This window comes from Truepera sp., assembly GCA_032027045.1.
Lineage (GTDB): Bacteria > Deinococcota > Deinococci > Deinococcales > Trueperaceae > JAAYYF01.
Genome location: JAVSMU010000001.1, coordinates 2,197,201 through 2,221,394, shown reverse-complemented (window position 1 = coordinate 2,221,394; position 24,194 = coordinate 2,197,201). Strand labels below are relative to the sequence as shown.

Below are 24,194 nucleotides of genomic sequence, written 5' to 3'. Positions count from 1 at the left end.
CGCAGTTGCCCGACCGAGGCACCCTCCCGCGTTGGTTACACTTGACGCGTGCGCCTCGTGCTGTTCTACCTGATTCTCATCGTGGCGCAGGGCTTCTTCGCGGCGCTGCTGGCGCCCATCCCGGCACCCGACTTCTTCCTCCTCGCCGTGCTCACGCTGCTGTGGCGCATCCAGCCCTGGCAGCTCGTGCTGGTCGCTTACGGCGTGGGCCTGTTGCAAGACGTCATCGGTAGCGGCGTGCTCGGAACCCATGCGTTCGCGCTCGCAGCGGCGGCACTGGCGGGCTCCATGGTGCGGGCGCAGCTCTCCAACGCCGGCGTGCTCGAGCGCATGCTCGTCGTGTTCGTGGCGAGCATGGGCAAGTGGGTGGTGATGGCGGGAGTCGTCTTCTGGCTTTCCGGCAGCGTCGGGCGCTGGGGCGCCGTCGGGGGCGTCGCGCTCGTCGAGAGCGTGCTCACCGTCGCCGCCGGCCTCCTCGTGCTGCCGTGGGGCTCGGCGCTGTTGGAGCGCAGCCGCGTGTTGCAGAAGGAGCTCCTCTGATGCAGGGCCGCATGAAGCTGCTCCTGGCCGGGGTGTTCACGATCCTGGCGCTGTACACGGCCCGGCTCATGTACTTGCAGCTCGTGATGGTCGACGAGTTCACGGCCCGCTCCGAGCAGAACGCCATCCAGCAGCGCCATATCGTGCCCCTGCGCGGGCGCATCCTGGCGCGCGACGGCACCGTTCTGGCCGACGACCGCGTGGCCTACGACCTGCTGTACCGCGGTGGGCCGATAGCCGACTGGGAGCACCTGAGCGCGCTGCTGGGCCTCGGGAGCGAGCCGCGGCAGCCGGACCGCACCAAGGCGGAGGAGGTTCAGAACGGCACCGTGGTCGCCTGGAACATCCCCGATCAGCTCGTCAGCGCCGTCGAGGAGCGCGTGGCCGCGAGCCCCAACCTCTACTTGAGAGAGCGCCTGGAGCGCACCTACCCCACCAACCTGGCCGCGCAGACCATCGGCTATACCTCGCAGGCCGACCCGGGGCGCAATCCCGGCTACTCGAACAACGACCTGGTCGGGGTCATGGGGCTCGAGGCGGGCCTCGAGCCCGTGCTCTTCGGCGCCCCGGGCACGCGTCAGGTGGAGGTCGACAACCGGGGAGCCGAGGTGGCCTCCAAGGTCGTCTTCACCGCCCAGCCGGGGCAGGACGTGACGCTCACGCTCGACCCGAAGATCCAACGCCTGGCCGAGGACGTGCTTGCGGGGGCGCTCGGCTACGTGAACACCGACCGCGCGCGCGTGAAGCTGCCGCCAGAGGACGTGTTGCGCGGGGCCATCATCGCGCTCGACCCTCGCACCGGCGAGATCCTCGCGATGGCGAGCGCGCCCACCTTCGACCAGAACGTCTTCACCCGGCGCCCGTCCGACCCGGAGGCCGTGACGGCCATCCTCTCGGACGCCGTTCACATGCCACTGTCCAACCGGGCCGTGGAGGCGTACGCGCCGGCGTCGACCTTCAAGATCGTCACGTCTTCGGCCCTGCTCGAGAACCACTACGTGGGCCCCAACACCGAGTACCAATGTTCCGCGAGCTTCACCTTCGGCGGCCGCACGTGGCGCAACTGGGACACCTACGGCAAGGGCGGTTACAACGTCAAGGAGGCCATAGCCGACAGCTGCAACACCTACTTCTGGCACGCCGCGGCGGTGACGCCCGACTTCGGGGTGGGCTGGGCTCCACTGATCAGCGACGTGGTGGACAGGGCTCACGAACTTGGGTTCGGGGCGCGGCTCGACATCGGCCTGCCGGAGGAGAAGGCGGGGCGCGTGCCCGATCGGGCGTGGGTGCGGGCGCAACCCCAGTACCAGCACGGCTGGTTGCCGGGGTTCACGCTCAACACGATCATCGGGCAGGGCGACGTGCTGACGACGCCCCTGCAGCTTGCCCAGCTCATCGCCACCGTCGCCATGAACGGGTTCGACGCGGAACCGCACCTGATAGCCAAGGTGGGAGACCACCCGGTCGAGACCACCACCAGGCAGATCCCCGGCGACTACTACTCGACCCTCAAAGAGGGCATGCGGATGATGTTCACCGACTTCCCCTCGCGCAACACCCTGGGGCCGCGTGTCTTCCCGGTGAGCGTCGCGGGCAAGACGGGCACGGCGCAGACGTCGCGGGGGGGCGACTACACGCACGCGTGGTTCATGGGGTTCTCACCTTACGAGGCTCCCGAGGTCGCGGTCGTGGTATTCATCGAGTACGGCGGTTCCAGCTCACGCGTCTCCGTCCCCATCGCACGGGACTTTCTCGCGGGGTACTGGAGGCTGCGTGGCGTGGAGGTGCCGGAGAAACCATGAAAGCCAGAGGAACCCGCGGCGGAATCCTGCTGAGCCTGGAAGCCGGTGACGACGTCGCCAGCGTGGCAGACTCGCTCGATGCGCACGCCGAGTTGCTAGTGGACAAGGTGTTCGTCGAGATCGGCGAGCGCACCCCATACGCGCTTCTGGCGGCCATCGCCGAGCGCGTGGGCGCCGCCGGCGGCACGCTGGTCGACGTGAGGCCGCCCACGGCCATCATGCAGGCGCGCGGCGAGACCGTCATAGTGTCTCGCACCGTGCGCAGCGGCGGCAAGGTGGACTCGACGGGCTCCGTCGTGGTGCTGGGCGACGTCAACGCCGGCGCTGAGATCCTCGCCAACGACGACATCATCGTCATCGGCGCGCTCCGAGGCCTGGCACACGCGGGCGCCAGCGGCAACGAGAAGGCCGTCATCTGGGCCGAGCGCATCCTGAGCCCGCAACTGAGGATTGGCAACGCCCTGGCCCAGGCCGGGGGCGACAGCGAGCCGGGAGGGGACGGGCCCGAAGTGGCGTACCTCAAGGACGGCGCCATCGTGGTCCGGCCCTGGCACACGAACTGAGCGCGCCTCGTCACCGTGGCACGCCGGCGCCCGCTCCCCCGCAGTAGGAGGAACACGCAGTGCACGACGTCGTCATTACCACCGCCATCCGCACCCCCGTAGGGCGCGCCCACAAGGGGATGCTCAAGGACACTCGCCCGGACGACCTGGCCGCACTAGTGATAAACGCGGCGCTCGAGCGGACCCCGGGCCTGGCGCCGACCCGCGTCGACGACGTCCTCGTGGGCAACGCCCACCCGGAGGGCGAGGCGGGATACAACCTCGCGCGCATCGCAGTCCAGATCGCCGGACTGCCCGACGAGACCGCCGGCGCCACCATCAACCGCTTCTGCGCCTCTGGACTGCAGACGATAGTCCAGGGCATTCACTCCGTGGCGCTCGGCATGAACGAGGTCGTGCTGGCCGGCGGCAGCGACTGCACCAGCCGCGTGCCCATGGGCGGGCACCACATGTCGCTCAACCGCGACCTGGTCCGCAGCAAGCCCGGCGCCTACCACACGATGGGCCAGACGGCCGAGGAGGTGGCGCGGCGCTACGGCATCACGCGCGAGCAGCAGGACCGCTTCGCGCTAGCGAGCCACGAGAAGGCGCTGGCGGCACGCGCCGCCGGCCGCTTCGACGACCAGGTGGTGCCCGTCGCCACTCGGGTGAAGGACGAGGCGGGCGCGTGGCACGACGTGGTGGTCGAGCAGGACGAGGGTCCGCGCGCCGGGTCGAGCCTCGAGAAGCTCGCGAGCCTGCCGACGGTGTTCGCCCAGGACGAGGCCGCGACCGTGACCGCCGGGAACTCGAGCCCCCTCAACGACGGCGCCGCCATGAGCGTCATCATGCGGGCCGAGGAGGCAGGCGCCCTTGGCCTGAAGCCACTCGCGCGGCTCGTGCAGGCCGCCGTGGTGGGCGTGGCGCCGGAGATCATGGGGATCGGGCCCGTGCCTGCCATCCGCAAGCTGCTCGCCAAGACGGGCATGACGCTCGCCGACGTGGACCTGATCGAGATCAACGAGGCCTTCGCCAGCCAGGCCTATTACTGCCAACAGGAACTGGGCATCCCCGACGAGAAGCTCAACGTGAACGGCGGCGCCATCGCCATCGGCCACCCGCTCGGCGCCACCGGCGCGCGCATAGCGGCTGACCTCTTCGCCGAGATGCACCGCCGCGGCTCCGAGTACGGCATCGTCTCCATGTGCGTGGGCGGCGGGCAGGGCATGGCCGCGCTCTTCCGGCTGGCTTGAGTGGCTTGAGCCGCGGGCGCTACCCCTGGCGCGTTACCCCTGGCGCCCGGGGCCCTCGGGAGGCTCCGTGTCCGCCGCGGCCAGGAGCGCGGCCACCACCTCCTCGAGGGGCACGCGGTAGGCGAAGCGCGTCCGCAGGTACCACAACTCCAACAGCCGCGTCAGCTCGGCCGGGGGCAGGCCCGACTCGCGCCACCCCGGCCGCAGGCGGTCCAGGTAGGTGGCCGCGCGCGTGACGGCAAGGGTGGAGAGTTCCGTGCGTGACATCCGCCCCGACGATAAACCGGCACCTTGGCCGTTGTTCAGGGGCCGTCCCTTGGCGCGAGAAGCCGGGCCCGCTAGCCGCCGTTCCGACTGCGGACCTCGTACCCCGCTGCGCGCAAGGACGCGGCGCCGCGCACCAGCTCGTCGGCGGTCTCGAACGCCAGCCGGATGGCGCCGCCCGCCTCGCGGATGCTCAACACCTCGATGTCCTTGACGTTGACGTTGGCGTCGCCCAACGCGTTGGTGATGCGGGCCAGCTCGCCGGGCCTGTCGGGTACGGCGAGGACCACCTCGTGCCGGGCGGGCAGCAGGCCACGGCGCACGATGGGGATGCCATCGCGCGTCCGCTTGGCGGCCTCGCCGGCAGCCAGCAGGAAGTCCGGGTCGTCGAGCAGCGCGTCCAGGTGCTCCAGCTGATGGCGATAAGCGCTCAACGCGCCGCGCACCGCCTCACGGTTGCCCGCCACCATGTCGCGGCTCATGACCGGGTCACCGCTAGCGACGCGGGTGAGGTCGCGGAAGCCGCCCGCGGCCAACAGCATCATCAGCGAGCGCTCCTCGCCCTCGTCCACCAGCGCGGTCAGCGCCACCGCGGCCAGGTAGGGAAGGTGGCTGACGGTGGCAACCAGGCGGTCGTGCTGGGCGGGACTCACCTCGATGGGCCGGGCCCCGAGCCCCTCGACGAAGGCCCTCACGAGGGACAGCGCCGCCGGGTCCGTTACGCCCTCCTCGGGCGTGAGCGCCCACACGGCGTTCTCGAGCAGTGCCGCGTCGGCGTTGAGGATCCCGCCGCGCTCGCTGCCGGCCATGGGGTGGCCACCCACGAAGCGCGGCGCGCGCATGCCGTCGACGACGGCGCCCTTCACGCTGGCCACGTCCGTGACGACGGCGTCGGGCCTCAGGTGGCCCCGGAGCTGAGCACCGAGCGCGACGACGGAGCGCGCGGGTGCCGCGAGGACGAGCAGGTCGACCTCCTCGAGCCAGGGGCCCTCCGCCAGCTGCGCCTCGTCGATGGCGCCCAGGCCGCGGGCGGCGTCCAGCACCCCCGGGTCGCGGTCGTAGCCTATGACCTTGTCTGCCAGGAACCGCTGCCGGGTGCCCAGCGCCACCGAACCCCCGATGAGCCCCACGCCGGCGACGACGACGGTGCGGAACATCGCCCTCGGGCGCACGGCCTACAGGGCCTTGCCGAGCGCGGCGACCACCCCGCGCAGGCGCGCCATCAGCTGCCCGAACTCCGCGTCGTTCAGCTGCTGGGCGGCGTCGGACTTCGCCTCTTCCGGCTTGGCATGCACCTCGATGATGAGGCCGTCCGCCCCGGCGGCGGCGCCGGCCAGGGCCAGCGACGGCACGAGGGCCCGGCGGCCGGCGGCGTGGCTCGGATCCACCCACACCGGCAGGTGAGACAGCTCCTTGAGGACGGGCACGGCGCTGACGTCGAGGGTGAAGCGGGTGCTCGTCTCGAAGGTGCGGATGCCGCGCTCGCACAGGATGACGTTGGGGTTGCCCTGGCTTAGGACGTACTCGGCCGCTTGCAGGAACTCGCTGATGGACGTGCTCATGCCGCGCTTGAAGAGCACCGGCTTGCCCGACTTGCCGACCTCGGCGAGCAGGGCGAAGTTCTGCGTGTTGCGTGCGCCGATCTGGAGCATGTCGGCGCTGGCGGCCACCGACTCGACGAGTTCGGGCGCAGTGACCTCGGTGACGATGGGTAGGCCGGTGGCCGCGCGGGCCTCCTCGAGGATCCTGAGACCCTCCGCGCCAAGGCCCTGGAAGGAGTACGGGCTCGTGCGCGGTTTGTAGGCGCCGCCGCGCAGCACGGTGCCGCCGTGTTTCTTGACGATGGCCGCAGCGTTCTGGAGCTGCTCGGCGCTCTCCACGCCGCACGGGCCGGCGGCCACCACGAAGTTCCCGTTGCCGGTCTCGACCTGACCCTGCCCTGGCCTGCCGATCGTGACCTTCGAATCGTCGTGTCGGAACTCGCGTGACGCCAGCTTGTAGGGCTGCGTGATGCGCATGACGGTGTCGACTCCCGGCATCGCGGCCAGGTGTTCGCGCACTTCCTCCGTGGGAGCGGGGCCGATGGCGCCTATGAGGGTGCGCGACTCGCCCTCGCTTACGTGCGGGGTGAAGCCGAGCGACTTCACCTCGCTCAACACACGGTCTAGGACTTCGGTGGGGGCGTTCTTGGCCATGACGATGACCATGGGGCAACTCCTGGCTGCGCCTTGGGGCGCTATGTGGGGTGCGGTCGACGGTGCACCGCGTGGGACCGGACCGCTGGGCCGGCGGGCCGCTTGGTGCGGCGTGGGCCACCAACGACCGGAGGCTTGCTGCGTGTAAGTGAGGGCGCCCCGGCGTTGAACCTAGGCGCTGCCGCCGTCTACGGAGGGTCGGGCGAGCTGATACGCGTAGCTATAGTCATAGCCATCGTCCACGGCACCACCTCCGGATAGCGAGATTCATGGCGCAGAGTCTAACAGGTGGCGTGGCTTCGTATACGGCAGGGCGGCAACCGATCCGACCAGGCTCACTGACGGGCGGCCCGAGGCCCCTTACCATCGACCGGTCGATCTTCCCCGGGGGGCGACGCGAGCAAGAAGGAAGCGAGGATTTCTCATGGCAAGGTTCGATCCTTATTTCAACTTCGCAGGTAAGGCCGAAGAGGCCATCAGGTTCTATCAGACGGTCTTTGGTGGCAAGGTGGATGTGGTCCGGTTCGCGGACTTCCCGGGGGGAACTGCCGGCTTGTCCGAGGCCGAAGGCGGCCTCAGCATGCACGCGTCCCTCCAGCTACCAGGTGGCGGGTTGCTCATGGCCAGCGACGTGCCCGAGCAACGTGGGGGTGTCACCTTCGGCAACGCCACGCACGTGATGATCGGGGCGGAGAGCGCAGCGGAGGCGCGGCAGGTATTCGAGCGCCTGAGCGACGGCGCCGAGCGCGTGACCGAACCACTGGGCGAGACGGGGTTCGCCGAGCTGTACGCCAGCCTGCAGGACCGCTACGGGATCCATTGGATGGTCTTCTTCGCCGGGAACAAGGCGCCGAGCTGAGGCGGCCTCACCGCACCTGCATATGCCGCCCCGTCGTCAGCTCTGGTCGCGTCTTGGAGCGGCCGAAGTTGTAACCTCTAGCGCATGTCGCGTGACCTGGAAACGGCCGGCCGCAACCCCGACGCCAACGGCGGCGCGATGAGCGCCCCCACGACGGCGGCGCGATGAGCGGCGCAGCGGGCGGCCTCGAAAGCGCACCCGACTGCGACCGCGACAGCGTCGCCACCTCGGACACGGAGGTCGGGTACGTTGCCCCGTCGGCCCCGGGCGCAACCAAGACCGAGCGTTACGTCACGTTGCGTGGCTACGTGCACGCCCTCACGGACGGCGAACCCGATTGGTTGGCGAACCTGGCGAACGCCGCCGCCGCGATCTTTGATCACGTACCGAACCTCAACTGGGCCGGTTTCTACCTCATGAAGGACGGCGAGCTCGTCCTCGGGCCGTTCCAAGGGCGCCCCGCCTGTGTGCGCATCAAGGTGGGGCGCGGGGTGTGTGGGGCGGCGGTCGTCGAACGCCGAACGCAGGTGGTGCCGGACGTGCGGGAGTTTCCTGGTCACATCGCGTGCGACGCCCGCTCGCGTTCCGAGATCGTGGTTCCTATCGTAAGTGGCGGGGAAGTAGTGGGCGTGCTCGACCTGGACAGCGCTCAGCCGGCGAACTTCGACATCGAGGACCGGCGGGCACTGGAGACGATCGTCCGTGACCTCGTTTCGCGCGTGGACTGGCGGGCGGCAACACACTCTCAGCGCCTGGGGACGTAGCGGCCGCCCGGGTTGAGCGCGGGGACCTGACTGCCACGCTTCCTCGGCGCGGTAGGGCAGGCAGCCCTGACCTTCGCGCGGTGGAACCTTGGTTGTCCCGGGTTCAGGCCAGGGCGTTCATGACCGCCACGGCGTCCAACAGCAAGTTGAACGGCGCGAGGTGTTCGGGATGCTCGCGGTAGGACATCTCGGGGTGCCACTGCACCGCCAACACCCAAGAACCGCTACGCTCCTCTACGGCCTCGGCCAGGCCGTCACCGGCGTGCGCCACCGCCCTCAGGCCCGCGCCGACCGTGTCTATCGCCTGGTGGTGGTAGCTGTTCGTGCGCACGCTGGTGGTGCCGAAGGCGCTCGCCAGGCGGCTGCCGGGCTCCAGCTTCACGGGGTGAAGCGGCGTCCCGCGCAGGTCCCGTTGCTCGTGCTGCCAGGCCTGGGGCAGAGCCGGGATGTGCTGGTGAAGGGTGCCACCCTCCGCGACGTTGATCACCTGGAGCCCGCGGCACACGCCGAGCACGGGCTTGCGTAGGGCGCGGAAGGCACGGTAAAGGGCAATCTCGAAGGCGTCGCGCCGCTCGTCCACGCTGCCCAGGCCCGGCTCGGGGTAAGCGCCGAAGGCGGCGGGGTCGACGTCGACGCCACCGGTCAGCAGTAGGGCGTCATTGATCGATGCGTACTCGCCCGCAAGCCTTTCGTCGAGAACGGCCACCATCGAAGGCAGCCCCCCGGCGGCCACCACGGCCTGCGAGTAGTTACGGCCGGTCAGCGCGTCCTCGCGCATGAGGCCCGTGGAACGGATGCTGGTGCTCGTGCTCAGGAGAACGCGAGGCCTGTTCGACTCGTGCATTCGCACAGGGTACTCCTGGCCGGGGCGCCGCGCTAGCCGTAACGGCACCGCCCCGCGCTAGCCGTAACCGCCGCGGCCCAACGCGGTGGCATAGCCCGGCCCGAACGTACTCCTGGTACGCTGCCTCACGGTCGACGCGCTTATGGCAACGTGATGACGCGGCGGCAGTGGAGGGTCGATGCCTGGAATCGCGATGATCGGCGCCCAGTGGGGCGACGAGGGCAAGGGTAAGGTCGTCGATGCGCTCGCAGCGGAGGCCGACTACGTCGTTCGTTACTCCGGCGGCGCCAACGCCGGGCATACGGTGGTCGTCGGGGGCGAAGTGTTCAAGCTTCACCACCTGCCCTGCGGCACGCTGCACGAGCGGCCCACCTCGGTCCTGGGCGGCGGCATGGTCGTAGACCCGTGGACCTTCCTGGACGAACTCGCGGGCCTCGAGGCCAGACGCGACCCGGGCACGGTGCTCATCTCCACCGAAGCACACCTCGTGCTGCCGCACCACAAGAAGAACGACGAGGGGGGCGGCTTCGTCGGCACCACGGGCCGCGGCATCGGTCCGGCCTACTCCGACAAGGCCCGGCGGATAGGCGTTCGTGCCGGCGACCTACTCGATGACGGGCTGCTGGGCGAACGCCTGTCGCGCCTGATCGAGGCGAAGCCGAACTCGACGGCGCGCGTGGGTTGGGTGAACGTCGAGGCGGCGCTCGCGGAACTCGAGGAGGTTCGGGGGCGCTTGGCGCCGCTCGTCGCCGACACGGGTGCGCTGGTGCGCGAGGCGCTGCTGGAGGGCCGGCGTGTCCTGTTCGAAGGCGGGCAGGGGACGATGCTCGACCTCGCCTACGGCACCTACCCGTACGTGACCTCGAGCCACCCCACTGTGGGGGGCATCCTCGTGGGCGCCGGCGTGAGCCACAAGGCCCTCGACGCCGTGTACGGGGTCGTGAAAGCGTTCACGAGCAGGGTCGGGCACGGCCCGTTCCCGACCGAACTGACCGACGACGCCATGGCCCTGCGGTTGCGAGGCAGCGGCGCCAACCAGTGGGACGAGTACGGCACCACCACCGGCCGCCCCCGCCGCGTGGGCTGGCTCGACCTGCCGCAACTCCGTTACGCCTGCGAGATCAACGGGTTCGACGCCCTCGTGATCACCAAGCTCGACGTCCTCTCGGGCATCGGCGCCGTCCGCGTTGCCGTGGACCACGGACCGGCGGGCCCCGTCTACGAGGACTTGCCGGGCTGGGGCGAGCTGCGGGGGTTGGGCAGCCGCGCCGCGCTGCCCCGCGAGGTGCTCGACTACCTCGCACTCATAGAGGAGCACACGGGCGTGCCCGTCGCCATCTTCTCGACCAGCCCGGACCGCGAAGACACCTACGGCACCGTCTCTTGGTGACGCCCAGGATGCTGCTGTGGTCGGTCGTCGCGTTGCTGGTCCTCGCCGCCGTCATCGTCGCGGGGGTGGGCTGGGTGCTGTCCGGGCGCGTCATCGTGCCCAAGCCATACGGACTCGAACCCGAGTTCGAGCTGGCCGCCGTCCGCGACCTTGGCGGCGGCGCCTACGCCGTGACCATCCCCGAGCCCGGGGACACCCCCGCACAACACGCCAACCCACGCGTGGAGGGCACCTACGCCCTCATGTGGGACGGAGGGTACGGGGCGCTGGGAGAAACGACCGCCGAGGGGGACGGAACGGTCACCCGCACGCTCACCACGCTGCATGGCGCCGCGCCGACCTCGGGAGCGCCGGCGCGGATCGACAACTTCTACTACCGGCAAGACCCCAAGGCAGACCTCGGCCTGGAGTTCGAGGACCTGACGCTCGAGGGCCCCGTCGGCGAACTGCGCGCCTGGTACGTTCCGGCCGAGCAGCGCACCGCCGTGCTGCTGCTGCATGGCCGGAGACGGGGCGAGCTGATAGAGACGCTGCGTTTCACCAAGGCGCTGAACGAGCTGGGCCTGCCGGTCCTGGCGCTCGCGTACCGCAACCACGACGGCAGCGACGAGAGCCCGGACGGCCTCTACCACTACGGTGGCAGCGAGTGGCAGGACGCGCTGGTTGGCGCGCTCGAACTCGCCAGGCGCGGCCACGAGCGCGTGATCCTCTACGGGCTGTCGATGGGAGGCGCCGTTGCCCTCGAGGCGCTGGAGCGCTGGCCGGAGGCGGCGCCCGAGGTGGTCGCGGTCGTCCTCGACTCGCCGCTCGTGAGCCCGGCCGCGGTGGTCGAGCTGGGGGCGAGGAAGGCCGGCATGCCGTTACAGGGCGCCCTGGCGCGCCTCGCGCTGCTGGTGGCGCGCATCAGGACGGGCGTCGACTTCGCCGGGTTGGAGCAGCGGACCTCGGCCCCGGGCATCGGAGTCCCCGTGCTGCTGATAGCCGGCGAGGACGACTCGACGGTTCCCATCGGGGCGGTCGACGCCTTCGCGGCGGCCGTCAGTTCCCCCATCACCTACTTGCGGTTGCCGGGCGTGGAGCACGTGGAGGCGTGGAACCACGACCCCGCACGGTACGCGCAGTGGCTAGGGGAGTTCGTCCGGTCGCTGGAGGTGCGCGCGCTAGCGGGCCTCAGCGCTCGTCGACGGGCTTGAACTTGAGCCCCATGGGCCCGGAGTAGGCGAGGCGCGGGCGCATGATGCGGTTGTCCGCGTACTGCTCGTACAGGTGCGCCATCCACCCGGAGATGCGAGCGACGGCGAAGATGGGCGTGTACATGTCGCTCGGGAAACCGAGCATGCGGTAGACGGACGCCGAGAAGAAGTCGACGTTCGGCTTCACCTGCTTGCCGCGCTGGGTCATCTCGCGGTCCATGACGCGCTCCATCTCCAGGCTCATGTCGAACCACTTAGAGTCGCCCGACTCCTCGGCCAGCTTGCGGCTGACCTCCTTGAGCACTTGGGCGCGGGGGTCCAACACCTTGTAGACGCGGTGCCCGAAGCCCATCACGCGGCCGCCGGGCTTGGCGAGGATGCTCATGACGTAACGCTCCACGGCCTCGACGCTGCCGATGCCCTCGAGCGCGTTCATGACGGCCGTGTTGGCGCCGCCATGCAGCGGTCCCTTGAGCGTGCCGACTGCCGCCGTGATCGCGCTGTAGGCGTCGGTGAGGGTGGACGCCGTGGCGCGAGCCACGAAGGTGCTGGCGTTCGAGCCGTGCTCGGCGTGGAGCACCAGGGCCACGTCCATGACGCGCGCCGCGGCCTCCGAAGGGACCTCGCCGCTCAGGGTGTAGAGGAAGTTGGCGGCAAGGCCGAGGTCGGACCGGGGGGGAACCGGGTCGAGGCCCCGCCTGACGCGCTCGTAGGCCGCAGTGAGGGTCGGGAACTGGGCGAGCAGTTTGGAGCCGATGCGGCGCACGTTCGCGTCGCCTACGTCGTCGGGATCCTCGTCGTACGACCCGAGCATGGAAGCGGCGGTGCGCACAGCGTGCATGGGCGAGTGGCCCGGTGGCAGGTTGCGGTACATGTCGTAGATCGCCGTCGGCACCTCGTAATGAGGCACGAGGTCGGCCTTGAAAGTCTCCAACTGCTCGCGGTTCGGAAGCGAGCCGTGCCACAGCAGGTAGACGACCTCCTCGTAGCTGGCCTTGTCCGCCAGTTCGTTGATGTCATACCCACGGTAGACCAGTTGGCCCTTTGCTCCGTCGATGAAGCAGACGGCGCTAGTGTCTATGTAGACGCCGTCGAGTCCTCGGTTGATGGTCTGCTCCATTATTCCTCCGCGTCTTTACCGAAGGCCAGTTTACCCGGAAGTGCGGGCTTTTCGGGCAGCCCATGGCCCGATCGGGCTAACGCCGTAGCCGGAGAGCCAAGACGGCCGCGGCCACGGCTGCGGCCAGGCTCGCGGCCAGGTACCCCCGGGCTCCCGCCGCCGCGAGCGTGACCACTGCGCCGATGCCCACGAAGGCCACCCCGAACACGAAGGCCCAGTGACCCCGTCGCTGTTCGATCCCCTCCACCATCAGCGCGGCCGCACCGACGCTCACGAGGAACGCCCCCTGCCACCTGAGGGCCACCTCCAGCAGGATGCCCACGGCGGCACCGGTCAGGAGCGCCCCCGTCAGCAGCGCGGCGTAACCGCCGCTACGCGCGTACAGGAGCAGAAAGATGACCCCGGCGAGCAGTAACCACAACCACGCGGCGCTCGAAACCAGGGCGGCGAGGAGGACCAGCCCGGCCAGCACCGCCAGGCCCAACAGTGCGCGTGCAACGTTTGACATCAGCCCCGGTACCCCGTGTTGCCCTGGCGGCCACGAACTCCGGCGGCGTCACCAGAGCCGGGGTCAGCGGTGCGGCCGGCGTGGAACTCACCGTTTAACCGCTGCCACCACGTTCGCCCCCACGTCATGCCCTCTCATACCACCGCCAAGGCCGCTCGGGCCCACGTTCGTGGGCGACCGGTAGCTAGCCGCGCCTGGCGGCGATGCACGCGCTCTCCGACCCCACGTTCGTGGGCTACCTCTGGGTTACCCCGGTGGGAAGTCTGCTACGGCCCGGATGGGGGTCGGGTGGTAAGCTTTCCTCAGCGCTCGAAGCAGCGGCCGGAGCGTGCCTGCCGGTCAACCAGGCCCGGCGGTCCGCGGAAGGTCGCCTGCCGCCCTAACGACGACACCGGAAACGGAACCCGGACATGGCCAAGCAACACTTCTCCAATGACTGCGCGCACGAACACCGCCAGGCGCCTTCGTGGACCGCGGCGTCGGTGCCGCGGGCTGTGCAGGTACCGGAGATGATCGGCCGACTACAAGGAATCAGCCTGCCTGAAGACCCGACCATGCCCGCCTCGGCGCCAACCAGCCGGGGCGTTCGCCTGTCATGGGTCGCCCCTGCGGGTGGGCAGGACACGAACGAAGGGAGGCCCGCATGATCGTCGAATCTCAGCTCTTCCAACCTTTCACGGATGAGCCGATCTCGGTCATCAGTCAGGCCGGCGAGTGGATCGCCCCGTTCGAGCTCGACCTGGGCACCGAGCAGCTGGTCGAGATCTACCGCCACATGCTCCTGGGGCGCGTGGTTGGAGAGAGGCTTGGTCGCCTCCAGCGCCAGGGCCGGGTGAGCTTCGTGGCTCCCAGTGCCGGCCACGAGGGGGCGCAGGTCGGCGTCGCGCACGCAATCAAGCCCGGCTTCGACTGGGTGTTCCCCTACTACCGCGACGTCAGCCTCCTGATGGCCATCGGTCTGCCGCCGGTCGAGTTCATCGCCCAGGCCATGGGGACCCTGGCCGATACGAGCCGCGGACGGCAGATGCCCTATCACCCGGCCTCCAAGGAGTTGAACATCTTCTCGGTGGCGTCTCCCATCGGCTCGCACGTCCCGCCGGCAACCGGGGCCGCCATCAGCATGAAGCTGCGCGGCACGGGCCAGGTGGCCATCTGCACCTTCGGCGACGGCGCCACCAGCGAGGGCGACTGGCACGCCGGCGTCAACTTCGCCGGCGCCCAGGGCGCTCCCATCGTGTTCGTCTGCCAGAACAACCGCTACGCGATCAGCGTGGGCTTCGAGAAGCAGACCGGCTCCGAGAGCGTCTACACGAAGGCGCACGCCTACGGCATGCCCGGCTACTACGTCGACGGCATGGACGTGTTGGCCTGCTACTACGTCATGCGCGAGGTGGTGCAGCGCGCCCGCGACGGCGTGGGCCCCGCGCTCGTGGAGATGCTCGTCTACCGCTACGGTGGCCACTCCTCGGCCGACGACGACTCGAGGTACCGCCCGCGCGAGGAGGTCGAGGCCTGGCGCAAGCGCGATCCGCTGGCCCGCATGCGCCGCTTCCTGGAGCGCCGCGGCGAGTGGGACGCGGACGCCGAAGAGTCGGCCAAGGCCGAACTGGAAGCCCTGGTGACGGCTGCCATCGAGCAGGCCGAGGCCGCGGGCGCGGTACCGACAGAGGTCATGTTCGAAGACGTTTTCGCCCAGGTTCCACCGCGCCTCGTAGAGCAGCGCGCAGACCTGCTCGGCTGACGGCGGAAGGTTGGTTCTCTGATGAGCGCCATGACAATGGTTCAAGCCATCGCGCGCACCCTCGACGAGGAGATGGCGCGCGACGAGCGCGTCGTCGTCGTGGGCGAGGACGTGGGCAAGCGGGGTGGGGTCTTCCTCGCCACCGATAAGCTCTTCGACAAGTACGGTCCCGACCGCGTGATCGACTCGCCGCTCTCCGAGGCGGCCATCATCGGCGCCGCGCTGGGCATGGCCGTGCACGGCCTGCGCCCCGTGGCGGAGATCCAGTTCGCCGACTACGTCTTCCCGGGCTTCGACCAGTTGGTATCGCAGGTGGCGAAGCTGCGGTACCGCTCCGGCGGGCAGTTCACCGCCCCCATGGTGGTGCGCATGCCGGCCGGTGGCGGCGTCCGGGGCGGCCACCACCACTCGCAGAGCCCGGAAGCGCACCTGGTTCACACGGCCGGCCTCAAGGTCGTCTTCCCCTCCACGCCGTCCGACACGCGCGGGCTCCTCAGGAGCGCCATCCGCGACGAGGACCCCGTGGTGTTCCTCGAGCCCAAGCGCCTCTACCGCGCCGTGAAGGAGGAGCTGGATGACGACGTCGAGCACCTCATCCCGATCGGCAAGGCGGCCGTCAGGCGCGTCGGCGACGACGTCGTGCTCGTGAGCTACGGCGGCTCCATGGCCGAGACGACCCGCGCCGCGGACGAGCTGGCGCTTCAGGGCTTCTCGCCTCACCTGATCGACCTCCGGTCGCTATCGCCGTGGGACGAGGAGACCGTGCTCGAGGCCGTCGCTCGCGTCGGCCGCGTGGTGCTCGTAAGCGAGGCGCCCCGCAGCGTGAGCGTCATGAGCGAGGTTGCCGCCACCATCGCCGAACAGCTACTCGACCAGCTGCTTGCCCCGCCGCTGCGCGTGACGGGCTTCGACACCCCTTACCCTTACGCTCAGGACCGCGAGTACCTGCCGAGCCCCGCGCGCATCATGAAGGCAGTCCAGCGCGTGCTCGATTACTGACGACCGCCGCCTGGGCGCCCCGCTGGCGCCGCGGCCCACGAGGAGTAGAGCATGGCTAGAGAGTTACGGCTTCCAGAACTGGCCGAGTCGGTCGTAGAGGGCGAGATCATCCGCTGGTTGGTCGCCGAGGGCGAGACCGTCGCGCACGACCAACCGGTGGCGGAAGTGCTCACCGACAAGGCCACCGTGGAACTGCCGAGCCCTTACGCCGGCGTGCTCATCAAACATCTGGCCGCCGAGGGGGACGTGGTGCAGGTCAACAGCGCCATCGCCCTCTTCTCCGACGCCGAGGCGCCCACCGAGGCCGCCGGCGCCGCCGCCGGTCCGAAGCGGGCACTCAACGTCCAGGCGGCGGAGGAGCGTTCCATAGTGGAGCCTGCCGCGGGGGCCGTCGAGGAGGACGAGGGTGAGCGCCTGAGCCTCTTCAAGCCCGGCGTGGGCGGGGCGAACGAGACGCTCCCACAGTTGAGGCGCGGCGCCCCGGGCGGCAGTGCGGCCGTAGCGCCGGCCCCCGCGCCGCCGGCGGTCAAGCCCGCCGCTCGCGGGGCGTTCGGGCGCGTGCTGGCGGTGCCCGCGGCCCGTAAGTTGGCGCGCGAACTCGGGGTGGACGTCGAGCAGGTCGTGGGCAGTGGCCCGCACGGCCGCGTGCGCGTCGAGGACGTCCGCGACCACCGGGCCGCGCCCGCGGCCGCCGGCGTGGCCGGCATGGCCGGCATGCCGGCGCCGGTGGCTTACCACACGCCCGCCGGCTACGAGGAACTCGAGGAGCGGGTGCCGCTGCGCGGTCTGCGGCGCGTCATAGCCAACCAGATGGTGGCCTCGCACCTGCACGCGGTGCGCACCCTGCACGTGGACGAGGCCGACGTCACCGACCTGGTCGCACTCCGCGAGAAGCTCAAGCCTCGCGCCGCCGCCCGTGGCGTGAAGCTCTCGTACCTGCCGTTCGTGATGAAGGCGGTGGCCACGGCGCTGTCCGAATACCCGGCACTGAACTCCAGCCTCGACGACGTGAACGGCGAGATCGTGCGCAAGCGCTACTACAACCTCGGCATGGCCGTCGCCACCGACGCCGGCCTGGTCGTGCCCGTGCTGCGCGACGTCGACCAGCGCACCATCATGGAGCTGGCAGCCGAGGTCAACCGCCTGGCCGAGGTGGCGAAGGCCGGCAAGCTCACCATCGAGGAACTCAAGGGCGGCACCTTCTCGATCACGAACATCGGCAGCCTTGGCGGGCTGTTCTCGTTCCCCATCATCAACGTTCCCGAGGCGGCCATCCTGGGAGTTCACTCGATCAAGAAGCGCCCCGTGGTGCTGGAGGACGACTCGATAGTGGCGCGGCAGATGCTCTACCTGAGCCTGTCGTTCGACCACCGCCTGGTGGACGGCGCCGAGGCCTCCTTGTTCACCAGCCGCGTGATCGACCTGCTCGAGAACCCCGAGACGATGATGCTCGACCTTTGAGCGGGCGCCCGACAACCGGGCCCGCGCCCAACGCACCGTAGAATCGAGTAGTGAAGCGCGGCGACCTGCCGGTACTACCGACATCGAGCGGCTGTTACCTGTTCCACGCGGAGGACGGAACCGTCCTCTACGTGGGCAAGGCCGTGAACCTGCGCAGCCGCGTCGGCAGTTACTTCGGGCGCCAGGCAGGCCAGAAGGCCCGGCTGCTCACGCACTCCGCGCACCACCTCGACTTCATCGTCACGCAAGGCGAGGTCGAGGCGCTCATCCTCGAAGCGAACCTGATCAAGGAGTACCAGCCGCACTACAACGTGCTGCTGAAGGACGACAAGAGCTACCCGTTCCTCAAGCTCACCAACGAGGAGTTCCCGACGCTGATCTTCACGCGGCGGGTGGTGAAGGACGGCGGCATCTACTACGGGCCCTACCCGAGCGCCGGGGCCGTGCGGCAGGTCCTCGACCTTGTCTACAGCGTCTTCAAGCTGCGCAAGAACAGCGGCGTCCCCATGGAGAGGCGCAAGCGGCCGTGCCTGCGCTACCACATGGGCCGCTGCTTCGCGCCGTGCATGGGCTGGGCCGACCCGGTCGCCTACGCGGAGGTGGTGGTCGACGTGAAGGCCTTCCTGGAGGGCCGGGTAGCCGACGTGGTCGAACGGCTCGAGGGGCAGATGAGAGACGCCGCCGAGCGTCGCGATTTCGAGCTGGCCGCCACCTACCGCGACCGCCTCGACGCCCTGCAACGCATCACCGGCTACGACAGCAGCATCGTGCAGACCGGCGCCGACGATCTCGACTTCCTGGGCGTGGCCAAGGCGGGCGACCTGGCCATGGTGCAGATGTTCCAGATGCGCAACGGGCGCGTGGTGGGGCGCGACAAGCGCCTCATGACCAACGCCGAGAACGCCACCGACGGCGAGATCCTGGAACGCTTCATGGGCGACTATTACGGCCTGGCCACGCAACTGCCGCCGCTCGTGCTGTTGCCGCCCTCGGACCTCGACCTGGGCGTGTGGCACAAGTTCTTCGCGGCGCGCGCGGGCAAGAAGGTCGAGGTGAGGGTGCCGCAGCGCGGCGAGAAGCTCGAGTTGGTCGAACTGGCGAACCGCAACGCCGTTACCGGCGTGGAGGCCGAGATCGCACTGCTCGAGAGGCGCGGCGAGGCGCCGGGCGTGGGCGAGCTGCAGCGCCTACTGGAGCTGGAGAACCCGCCGTGGCGCATCGAGGGCTACGACATCTCGAACCTGATGGGCACTCACACCGTGGCGAGCATCGTCGCGTTCGAGGGCGGCCGCTCCAAGAAGAGCGACTACAGGCGGGTACGCATCCGCGACCTGGACAAGCCGGACGACTTCTACAGCATGCATCAGGTGGTGTACAGGCGCTTCACGGGCGCGCTTGCCGACAAGCTGCCGCCCCCGGACCTGCTCCTGATCGACGGCGGCAAGGGGCAGATGACCGCCGCCAAGCGCGCACTCCGGGAGGCCGGCATGAAGGTGCCGCTCGTGGGCCTGGCCAAGAAGCAGGAGACGCTCATCACGGAAGCGGGGGAGGAAGTCCTCGTGCCCCTGAGCCACCCCGCGCTGCGGCTACTCATGCACGTTCGCGACGAGGCGCACCGCACGGCCGTCGGCTACAACCGGCAACGCCGCGGCAAGTCGGCAACGCGGTCGTTGCTCGAAGACGTGCCCGGGATCGGGCCCAAGCGCCGCGACGCGCTGCTGGCGCACTTCTCGAGCCTCGACGAACTCCGCGGCGCGGACCTGGAGACCCTCGCCGCGGTGGCGGGCGTCGGGCCGGCGGCGGCACGCGCGGTCAAGAACTACTTCGAGGGCGAGAGTGAGTGAGGGAGCGAGAGCTACTGAGGGGGCGAGGGCAGGTGACATTGCGCGGCGGCCGGCACTCAGACGAGGCCCGCCTTCGAGGGCCCCAGCACGCGAGGCGTGGAACCCGGGTGCCAGTCCGAGCGCGGCAGGCTCATGCGGATGTCTACGCGCCCCGTCGCGTCGACGCGCCGTTCGACCTCGTGGAAGCCGACCTTCTTGAAGGCGCGTTGGGCACGCACGTTGTCGCCGAACGTGTTGAGGCGCACAGTGTGCAGGCCCAGGACCTCGAAGGCGTAGCCGAGAAGCGCGTGCATGGCCTCGGGGCCGTAGCCGCCGGCCCAATGCGTGCGCTCGCCGATGATTATCCCCAGCGTGCCCTGGTCGCCCCGCACGTCGTAGAGCTCCGTGGTGCCGATGTACTCGTCGCGCTCGTCGAAGATGCCGAAGGTGGCGCGGTCGTTGCGCTTAGCGTCGGTCTTCAGCAGGCGCTTCAGGAGCCATAACGGCATGCGGTTTGGCGGCGTGCCGTTCAGGTAGGCGATCTCCGGGTCGCGGAAGTGGCTCTGCAGCCGCCGCCAGTCGGCGTCGGAGAACTCCTCCAGCGGCCGCAGGGTCACACGCCCGTAAGCCGGTCTCATACGCGCTCAAGTCTAACCGCAAGCCCAGGACCGCGCGGCAATTGACGAGGCAGGACGCGAGATCGCTGGCGCCGCGGCTATACTCCCCCTACTCACCGCGCCCTCCGGCCCAGCGCCGAGGCCTGCGGCATTCGAGGTAACCATGTCAGACGCCGTCACCCCCAGCACCACCGCCGGCACCAGCACCGCCCGCCTGACGGGCGAGGACTTCGCCCGCGACTTCCATGAACTCGTCAGGACGGTCTCGTCCGTCATCGTGGGCCAGGAGCGCACGGTCGAGGACCTGCTGGTAGCGGCCCTGGCTCGCGGTCACGTGCTCATCGAGGGCGTGCCGGGTTTGGGCAAGACCAAGCTCGTGCACACGTTCGCGGACGTCTGCGCGCTCGCGTTCTCGCGCATCCAGTTCACCCCCGACCTCATGCCCGCCGACGTCACGGGCACCAACGTGTTCATAGACGCGGGGCAGCAGAGCCGCTTCGAGTTCCAGCCGGGGCCGGTGTTCACCAACGTGCTCCTCGCCGACGAGATCAACCGCGCCACCCCCAAGACGCAATCGGCCCTGCTCGAGGCCATGCAGGAGCGCGCGGTCACCGTCGCCGGCAAGCGCTACGCGCTCGACGAGCCGTTCATGGTCCTGGCCACTCAGAACCCGCTCGAGATGGAGGGCACCTACCCGCTCCCGGAGGCCCAACTGGACCGGTTCTTGTTCAAGATCCTGATCGAGCGGCCGGACGCCGCCACCTTGCAGCGCATCCTGCTCATCACCACCGGCGGCGAGGAGACGGCGCTCGAGCCCGTCATCAGCAAGGAGCGCCTGCTCGGGCTCCAGGCCATGCTCCGGGCCGTGCCCATCGCCGAATCGGCCCTCGACTACGTGGTGCGCCTGGTCGAGGCCACCCACGCTCACAAGCTCGTGCGGCTGGGTGCCAGCCCCCGCGGGGCCCAGGCCGTCACGCTCGCGGCCAAGGGGTACGCGCTGGCGGCGGGCCGGCCGCACGTGGAACTCGAGGACCTGCGGCGCGCCGCCGGCCCGGCCCTGAGGCACCGGCTGCTGCTCAGCTTCGAGGCCGAGGTCGAGGGGCTCACGGCCGACTTCTTGCTGCGCGAAGTGCTGGAGCAGGTCGACAAGGGCGGCTGAGGGGTGCTGGCGGGTAGAACGCGGGCGCTGCTCGACCGTTACGCCCTGGCGTCGCGCGCACTGTCACGAGTCGGTGGCGAGCGCAGCGCCCTGGAGCCGGGGCAGAGCGTCGAGTTCCACGACTTCCGGCCCTACCAGCCCGGTGACGAGCTGCGGTACGTGGACTGGCGCGTCTACGCGCGCACCGGGCGCCTCTACACCCGCCTCTACCAGGCCGAGCGCGCCGTCCGCCTGCACCTGGTGCTCGACACCACCATGAGCATGGCCCAGGGCGGCAAGCTCGACTACGCCCGCACGCTCGTGCGCCTACTCTCCTACGTCGCCCAACGCGACGCCCCCACGCAGGTCCACTTGCTGGACGGCAGTTCCACCCCACGCGCCAGGGGGCGGCTGGGCATGCTCGAGACGTGGCGCTTCATCGACTCCGCGCCTCCGCTCCCAGGCGCCGGCGTCGGCCCCCTGACGGGCCTGGTGCGCTTCGCGACCAGCCTGCCCACCGTACAAGGGCGCGCCCTCGTGCTCGTCGTCTCCGACCTGCTCGAGGACGTCCCCATCGAGCCCAGCCTCGTGGCGCTCAGGGCGCGGGGCTTCGACGTCGGCTTCTTGCAGGTCGTCTCCGCCCAGGAGCTCGACCCCCCCGCAGGCCTGTTGGAGCTCCACGACGTCGAGACGGGCGAGCGCCTGCCCGTGGGGCCCGAAGAGGTGCGGGCTTACCGAGAGGAGGCGCGCAACTACCTCAAGCGCATCCGTGCGGCGGTCCTTAAGGCCGGCTACCGCCACCAGTTGCTCGAGCTGGCGCCGGGCGCCGAGGGCGCGGACGAGACCGCCGCGTTCGCGTCGCTGGTCCGGCTGGGGTTGCTCGTCAAGCGCTGAGCGTTCGCCGACCGACCCGACCCCGTAGCGGCGGCGCCGGCGGAACGTATGATGGCGCCCGTGAACGAACGCGTGGCAGTTGTGGTGCTGGTGGCGCTGACGGCGCTGGCAGTCGTCTTCGCGCCGTGGGCCGCGGTGAACCGCGAGACGGGCGCCCGAAGTTCCTTGGTGCTCCTGCCCAACCGCGTCGTCGACTTCACCGGCCGCACCCAGCCCGTCGACCTGCCTCAGCAGGGCGCGGTGCTGGTCCTCACCCTGGCGGGGCTGGCCATGGTCGGCGCTGGCAGCGCCCTGCGGCAGCGGCCGCGGCAACTGGCGTGGTTGCTGGGCGGCCTGGTCCTCGTCGTGGGCACGAGTTGGGGCCTGAGCCACTTCACCGCGTCAGTCGACGAGGCACGCTTCCAAGCCTTCGTGGGGGAGGTTCGAAACGCCACCCTCAAACCGAAACCCAGTTACGACGTCGACAAACTGCAGGCCGCGTTGGCAACGGTCGACGAGCGGAGCCTCGCCGAGAACCTGGCCGTGGTGGACGACGCCGGCCTGGTGATCAGGCGGTTGCCCTACACCAACGCCAGCTTCGGCCTCACGGCATTCCTCGCCCTCGTCACCGGCGGCTTCGCGCTCCTCTTCGGAAGCCGCATCCTGCCCGCGGCGTCGAAGTTCGTCGATCGCCTGCTCCATGCGGCCGCGGTGCCGGCCACGGCCATCATGTTGGCCCTGCTGGCGGCGGCCGTCGTGATCCTGGTGCTGCAACCGACGCCGATGGGCTCCGCGGCCCAGGTCGGCGGCATCTTCGATACCCTCGTGGGGCGGCTCGACACCCTCTGGTACGCGTACTATTCCATGTTCCACGACTCCCTCGGCACCGTGAACGGCTTCGCCGAGTCGCTGAAGTTCTCGACGCCGCTCATCTTCACCGGGCTCGCGGTGGCGTTCGGTTTCCAGGCGGGCCTCTTCAACATCGGCGCCCCCGGCCAGATGGTCATGGGCGCCATCTTCGCCATGTTCGCGGGCATCTACATCCCGGGTCCCAAGATCGTGGTCATGCCCCTCGCCATCCTCGCCGCCGCTCTCGGCGGGGGATTGTGGGGCGCCTTGCCGGGTTGGCTGAAGGCGCGCTTCGGCGCCAACGAGGTCATCAACACCATCTTGCTCAACTTCGTGGCCGCGTCGGCGCTGCTCTTCATCCTGTCGGCCGGCAACGTCTTCGCCGCCGCGTCGCTGCGCATCCTGAGCGTCATCGGCGTGTTCGTGCTGCTCATGATCGTGTTGGCCTTAGTGAAGCCCGTCAGGCGCGTGATCGCCAGGGCCCCGCGAGTTGCGTTCGCCGTGGGCGCGGTGGTGCTGCTCGGCGCCTCGGTGGTCGCCGGCCTACCCCGGGAGGGTGACGCTCCCGTCACCGTTCAGATGCCGTTCAAGGTGCCGGGCAACGAGCCGAAGTCCAAGCCGCTCAGCATGGGGGCCCGCATTCCGCAGCTCCCCGCCGTGTTGGGCATCGAGGGCGGCGGCGTCAACGTGGTCAAGATCGATTACGCTGCGGTTCTGGCCCCGCTCGCGGCCCTTCTCGCCCTCTTCCTGTTGCCGCGCTTCCAGCGCTTCCGCCGCTGGCCCGCTCGCATAGTCGGCGCGCTGGTGGTGGGGGGTCTGGCCTACGGGGTCGGCGCCCTCCTGGGGCTGGCGGGGTTGGCGACGGCCATCCCGCCGACCAAGCTCAACCTGTCGTTCCTGCTCGCCATACTCATGGCGGTGTTCGTGCACGTCTTCCTCTTCAAGACCCGCTGGGGCTACGAGCTGAGGGCGGTCGGGTTCGCGCCCCGCGCCGCGCAGTATGGCGGCGCGCGCATCGCCAGGAACACGATCCTGGCCATGTCCATCAGCGGGGCGCTCGCCGGCCTCACCGCCACGCACTACGTCTTGGGGGGCGGGCTGGAAGACTACTCACTGCGCCAGTCGATCCCCACCACCGACGGTTTCGACGGCATCGCCGTCGCCCTGTTGGGCTTCAACCAGCCGGTCGGCATCGTGGCGTCGGCCTTCCTGTTCGGCGTCCTGAAGTACGGCGGCTCCGTACTGAACATCACGTTCCCGAAGCTCACCCGTGACGTCGTCAGCATGATCCTCGCGCTGGTCGTGCTGTTCATCGCCGCCCGAGGCTTCCTGCCGGCGCGGCTGCTCGACCCACTCAACTGGCGCGAGCGACGCGAGGGCCCGGTCGCCGAAGCTCCCCCGCACGCCGAGGAGGTCTGA

At 69.8% G+C, this 24,194-nt stretch carries 22 protein-coding genes; 15 read left to right on the top strand and 7 right to left on the bottom strand.

Translation table 11 applies throughout. The features are described from left to right. The first annotated feature begins 48 nt into the window (after window positions 1-48). From mreD to ROY82_10185, 4 genes are read left to right on the top strand one after another with little or no spacing between them, the layout of a single operon-like run. Complete coding sequence (mreD, locus tag ROY82_10200) at window positions 49-540, top strand: rod shape-determining protein MreD (protein ID MDT3682827.1); 492 nt, start codon at window positions 49-51, stop codon at window positions 538-540. Next, complete coding sequence (locus tag ROY82_10195; protein ID MDT3682826.1) at window positions 540-2,342, top strand: penicillin-binding transpeptidase domain-containing protein; 1,803 nt, start codon at window positions 540-542, stop codon at window positions 2,340-2,342. Before mreD ends, ROY82_10195 begins: the two co-directional genes overlap by 1 nt. Then, a complete protein-coding gene (locus ROY82_10190) occupies window positions 2,339-2,905 on the top strand; it encodes a septum site-determining protein MinC (GenBank protein ID MDT3682825.1) in 567 nt (188 codons plus the stop codon). Before ROY82_10195 ends, ROY82_10190 begins: the two co-directional genes overlap by 4 nt. Before the next feature lie 59 nt (window positions 2,906-2,964). Beyond that, the gene (locus ROY82_10185) at window positions 2,965-4,137 is read left to right on the top strand and encodes a thiolase family protein (protein MDT3682824.1); all 1,173 of its coding nucleotides are present in this window, start codon (window positions 2,965-2,967) and stop codon (window positions 4,135-4,137) included. Between the two features lie 33 nt (window positions 4,138-4,170). Here the strand turns inward: ROY82_10185 and ROY82_10180 are convergent, their stop codons facing one another. From ROY82_10180 to aroF, 3 genes are all read right to left on the bottom strand, one after another. Then, a complete protein-coding gene (locus ROY82_10180; GenBank protein ID MDT3682823.1) occupies window positions 4,171-4,404 on the bottom strand; it encodes a hypothetical protein in 234 nt (77 codons plus the stop codon). A 71-nt stretch (window positions 4,405-4,475) separates the two neighbouring features. After that, complete coding sequence (locus ROY82_10175) at window positions 4,476-5,558, bottom strand: prephenate dehydrogenase (GenBank protein ID MDT3682822.1); 1,083 nt, start codon at window positions 5,556-5,558, stop codon at window positions 4,476-4,478. An 18-nt stretch (window positions 5,559-5,576) separates the two neighbouring features. Further along, window positions 5,577-6,608, bottom strand: coding sequence for a 3-deoxy-7-phosphoheptulonate synthase (gene aroF, locus ROY82_10170; GenBank protein ID MDT3682821.1), 1,032 nt, complete (start codon window positions 6,606-6,608; stop codon window positions 5,577-5,579). 412 nt (window positions 6,609-7,020) lie between these two features. On the opposite strand from aroF, the gene ROY82_10165 reads away from it, so the two are divergent. Beyond that, entirely contained in the window at window positions 7,021-7,455 is a 435-nt protein-coding gene (locus ROY82_10165) for a VOC family protein (GenBank protein MDT3682820.1), read from the top strand. 164 nt (window positions 7,456-7,619) lie between these two features. Then, window positions 7,620-8,219: a GAF domain-containing protein gene (locus ROY82_10160; protein ID MDT3682819.1), complete on the top strand. Its 600-nt coding sequence runs from the start codon at window positions 7,620-7,622 to the stop codon at window positions 8,217-8,219. Between the two features lie 103 nt (window positions 8,220-8,322). Here the strand turns inward: ROY82_10160 and ROY82_10155 are convergent, their stop codons facing one another. Next, window positions 8,323-9,063, bottom strand: a complete 741-nt coding sequence (locus ROY82_10155) for a gamma-glutamyl-gamma-aminobutyrate hydrolase family protein (protein ID MDT3682818.1) — start codon at window positions 9,061-9,063, stop codon at window positions 8,323-8,325. Window positions 9,064-9,241: 178 nt separating this feature from the next. Between ROY82_10155 and ROY82_10150 the strand changes: the two genes are divergently transcribed. Further along, the gene (locus ROY82_10150; protein MDT3682817.1) at window positions 9,242-10,453 is read left to right on the top strand and encodes an adenylosuccinate synthase; all 1,212 of its coding nucleotides are present in this window, start codon (window positions 9,242-9,244) and stop codon (window positions 10,451-10,453) included. Further along, complete coding sequence (locus tag ROY82_10145) at window positions 10,450-11,646, top strand: alpha/beta fold hydrolase (protein ID MDT3682816.1); 1,197 nt, start codon at window positions 10,450-10,452, stop codon at window positions 11,644-11,646. Before ROY82_10150 ends, ROY82_10145 begins: the two co-directional genes overlap by 4 nt. Here ROY82_10145 and ROY82_10140 read toward each other — a convergent pair. Then, a complete protein-coding gene (locus tag ROY82_10140; GenBank protein ID MDT3682815.1) occupies window positions 11,624-12,766 on the bottom strand; it encodes a citrate/2-methylcitrate synthase in 1,143 nt (380 codons plus the stop codon). The genes ROY82_10145 and ROY82_10140 overlap by 23 nt on opposite strands. 76 nt (window positions 12,767-12,842) lie before the next feature. Next, complete coding sequence (locus ROY82_10135; protein MDT3682814.1) at window positions 12,843-13,274, bottom strand: hypothetical protein; 432 nt, start codon at window positions 13,272-13,274, stop codon at window positions 12,843-12,845. A gap of 643 nt (window positions 13,275-13,917) precedes the next feature. Between ROY82_10135 and ROY82_10130 the strand changes: the two genes are divergently transcribed. The 4 genes from ROY82_10130 to uvrC are packed head-to-tail and all read left to right on the top strand — an operon-like array spanning window position 13,918 to window position 19,319. Continuing rightward, entirely contained in the window at window positions 13,918-15,015 is a 1,098-nt protein-coding gene (locus ROY82_10130) for a thiamine pyrophosphate-dependent dehydrogenase E1 component subunit alpha (GenBank protein MDT3682813.1), read from the top strand. 21 nt (window positions 15,016-15,036) lie between these two features. Then, window positions 15,037-16,014: an alpha-ketoacid dehydrogenase subunit beta gene (locus ROY82_10125; protein MDT3682812.1), complete on the top strand. Its 978-nt coding sequence runs from the start codon at window positions 15,037-15,039 to the stop codon at window positions 16,012-16,014. A 51-nt stretch (window positions 16,015-16,065) separates the two neighbouring features. Beyond that, on the top strand, window positions 16,066-17,475 hold the full coding sequence (locus ROY82_10120) for a dihydrolipoamide acetyltransferase family protein (protein ID MDT3682811.1): 1,410 nt from the start codon (window positions 16,066-16,068) through the stop codon (window positions 17,473-17,475). Between the two features lie 50 nt (window positions 17,476-17,525). Further along, window positions 17,526-19,319: an excinuclease ABC subunit UvrC gene (gene uvrC / locus ROY82_10115; protein MDT3682810.1), complete on the top strand. Its 1,794-nt coding sequence runs from the start codon at window positions 17,526-17,528 to the stop codon at window positions 19,317-19,319. Between the two features lie 56 nt (window positions 19,320-19,375). Here the strand turns inward: uvrC and ROY82_10110 are convergent, their stop codons facing one another. Then, a complete protein-coding gene (locus ROY82_10110; protein MDT3682809.1) occupies window positions 19,376-19,936 on the bottom strand; it encodes a GNAT family N-acetyltransferase in 561 nt (186 codons plus the stop codon). Between the two features lie 142 nt (window positions 19,937-20,078). Here ROY82_10110 and ROY82_10105 point away from each other — a divergent pair, with 142 nt between their 5' ends. The 3 genes from ROY82_10105 to ROY82_10095 are packed head-to-tail and all read left to right on the top strand — an operon-like array spanning window position 20,079 to window position 24,194. Then, window positions 20,079-21,074 carry a MoxR family ATPase gene (locus ROY82_10105; GenBank protein MDT3682808.1) on the top strand — a complete coding sequence of 332 codons (996 nt, stop codon included), beginning with the start codon at window positions 20,079-20,081 and terminating at the stop codon, window positions 21,072-21,074. A gap of 3 nt (window positions 21,075-21,077) precedes the next feature. Continuing rightward, window positions 21,078-21,947 carry a DUF58 domain-containing protein gene (locus tag ROY82_10100; protein MDT3682807.1) on the top strand — a complete coding sequence of 290 codons (870 nt, stop codon included), beginning with the start codon at window positions 21,078-21,080 and terminating at the stop codon, window positions 21,945-21,947. 60 nt (window positions 21,948-22,007) lie between these two features. Next, complete coding sequence (locus tag ROY82_10095) at window positions 22,008-24,194, top strand: ABC transporter permease (GenBank protein MDT3682806.1); 2,187 nt, start codon at window positions 22,008-22,010, stop codon at window positions 24,192-24,194.